Annotated in this window: 2 protein-coding genes; both read right to left on the bottom strand. The window is 56.4% G+C overall.

Going from position 1 to position 2,032, the window contains the following annotated elements; translation table 11 throughout:
- Positions 1-296: 296 nt before the first annotated feature.
- Positions 297-1,268, bottom strand: a complete 972-nt coding sequence (locus J3U95_RS28160) for a hypothetical protein (protein ID WP_208281764.1) — start codon at positions 1,266-1,268, stop codon at positions 297-299.
- A 236-nt stretch (positions 1,269-1,504) separates the two neighbouring features.
- Positions 1,505-1,801, bottom strand: a complete 297-nt coding sequence (locus J3U95_RS28155) for a hypothetical protein (protein WP_208281763.1) — start codon at positions 1,799-1,801, stop codon at positions 1,505-1,507.
- Between the last annotated feature and the right edge of the window lie 231 nt (positions 1,802-2,032).

The raw sequence follows: 2,032 nt of genomic DNA, 5'->3' as shown, positions 1-2,032 counted from the left end.
AATGCCGCGTTGTAGTCTTTCCAGTTGGTCGTTCGGTACTTCAGCTTTACGGGAGCAATCATGCCGTCAGTTTACCCGTGCTGCGCCTCGGCCGCTGATGGGCCGATTTGTGCAACAAAGCCAGTCATTGACTTCAAAACTCGATGGCTCAGTGACACCGCTAATCAACGGCGAGCCCAGCCAAGCAGGAAAAAAACAAGTACAAGCTAGAGACTGCGGAAGGAAAGCTGCGGGCACGGCCGCTGAGCCGGCAGGGTGTCCCTCGGCCACACAGCTGCGACAGCAGTTATTGGGCGTTAAGAAATATCGATGTAGCCGGGGTCCCTTCCACAGTAGTCCAGGATGTCGGCATCAACCTTATGCGCATAGCGGGCGGCGTTCGCTAGCGCATCTCCTTCTGGACGTGGCTGCAGAGGCCAGTACCAATCCTTGCCGATTCCGCAACGAGCGGAAACCGTCGGCTGTATCCATCGCCGCCTGGACGCTGCTGGTAATTGTGCGGCGACATGGAGTGTTTTAAGAGCCTGGCGCCATCCTTTAAGCAAAGCGTGTTGTTCAGCCTGTCCAATGTCTGGGTACGCATAATCAAAGAACTCTCGGAGCTGAGCGGCGTACTTTGCGGGTGCGCGGAGGAAGTCTCCCATTGGTACCGGATCAACCTCGAGCAACTGGCCACGGCGGAAGTAGGTGTGTATCGGCTGTATTCCACCGACGTCAAATCCTTCATTAGGTAGTAAAACCCAGATGTGTTTCAAGCGTCTTGTCCGATGCAATCCGTATGGATCGTTGAGGCGTTGAGCGCTTACGTCGGCCACGTGGCTTGCCTCCTGCAAGACGAAGCCGGGCGGCACAAATGGGTGCCCGTGCTCCCCTACACAACACCACCACAAGCCATCCTTCTTTGAGAGCGCAAGATTGAAGGTGTCGTTCGGATCGTACCACGCTGGCCTGGGCCGCTGAGGATCGCATGTCGGCATTACAAAGTGCACCAGATCAAGCGCGTATGGAAGTTCAATGTTGAACGCAGCCGATGCTGCCTCAGCCATCCGTAACCACCGTTGTTCTCGGGCTGCCTGATCAATGTCCTGGTCGAAGACAAAGTCAGGCGCATTCGACTGACACGATGCTACGAGTTCTTCCCAGGAGTTATATCCGAATAGAACGGCCTGCGCTTTGAGCCGTTTATGGTGCGGCCAATCCGGTGCGATACGGTCGTACCGTTCTGTTTGGCGGCGAGCGAGTTCTGGACTACGAAGTGGGATCTGCACGGCTAGCTCCATGTAAAAGCGCGAAGGCCCACTCCCCGCGCAGACATGGGTAGACGGCGCAAAGGTACGAAAAACTAAGTTGTGCTGCGGGCCGTTTTCGGCTTTGCCAGTGGGCGACACGGGCCGGTGCTCCGTGAGCGGAATGATAAACCTCAGCGTACAGCTTTGCAATCCGGGGAGAGCACCGATTTCGCAATGGCTCGGCCCGGCTTAGCCGCTACAGTGGCATGATGAAATCAGGCTTGTTCATCCTCCTCGCCGGGATCATCTGGATCGAACAAAACAATGTCCGCTTCGATGCTCTTGGCTACGTCTATCAGGCGGGGCCCCAAGCCGCCCTTGATCGGCTCGGATCGTCCCCAGCGAGTCCGCAGGCCCATGCGTTGGCCGTTAAAGCGAAGGACCTTGGTGGTAGGCTCGTCCCGATCAGCGTCCCAAACCGAATAGCCGAGCATGCGCGAGCCTGGAAGCGGAATAAACATCACGCCTGGCCCCATGATGGCCGTGTTCTCATGATCGGTCATCTCCTCCATATCGTCGTATCGTGGGTCCAGAAGGTTCTGCCAGTCGTGGTCGCGGCAATACCCGGTGCCATCATCGAAAGCCCGTGCATACCCCTCTAGCAGCCAGCGAGAGACATTCGGTAATCCCCCCACAGAAAGAGCGCGTTTAGAAGTAGAATTTTCTACTTAAGAACAGAAAGCTCTACATGAAGACGTCCCGTTTTACCGACAGCCAGATCATCGCCATCCTCAAGCAAGCCG

Origin of the sequence: Massilia oculi (assembly GCF_017582745.1) — a bacterium.
GTDB lineage: Bacteria > Pseudomonadota > Gammaproteobacteria > Burkholderiales > Burkholderiaceae_D > Telluria > Telluria oculi_A.
Note: the sequence above shows the minus strand (reverse complement) of the source record. Positions and strands in the feature narration are given on the sequence as shown.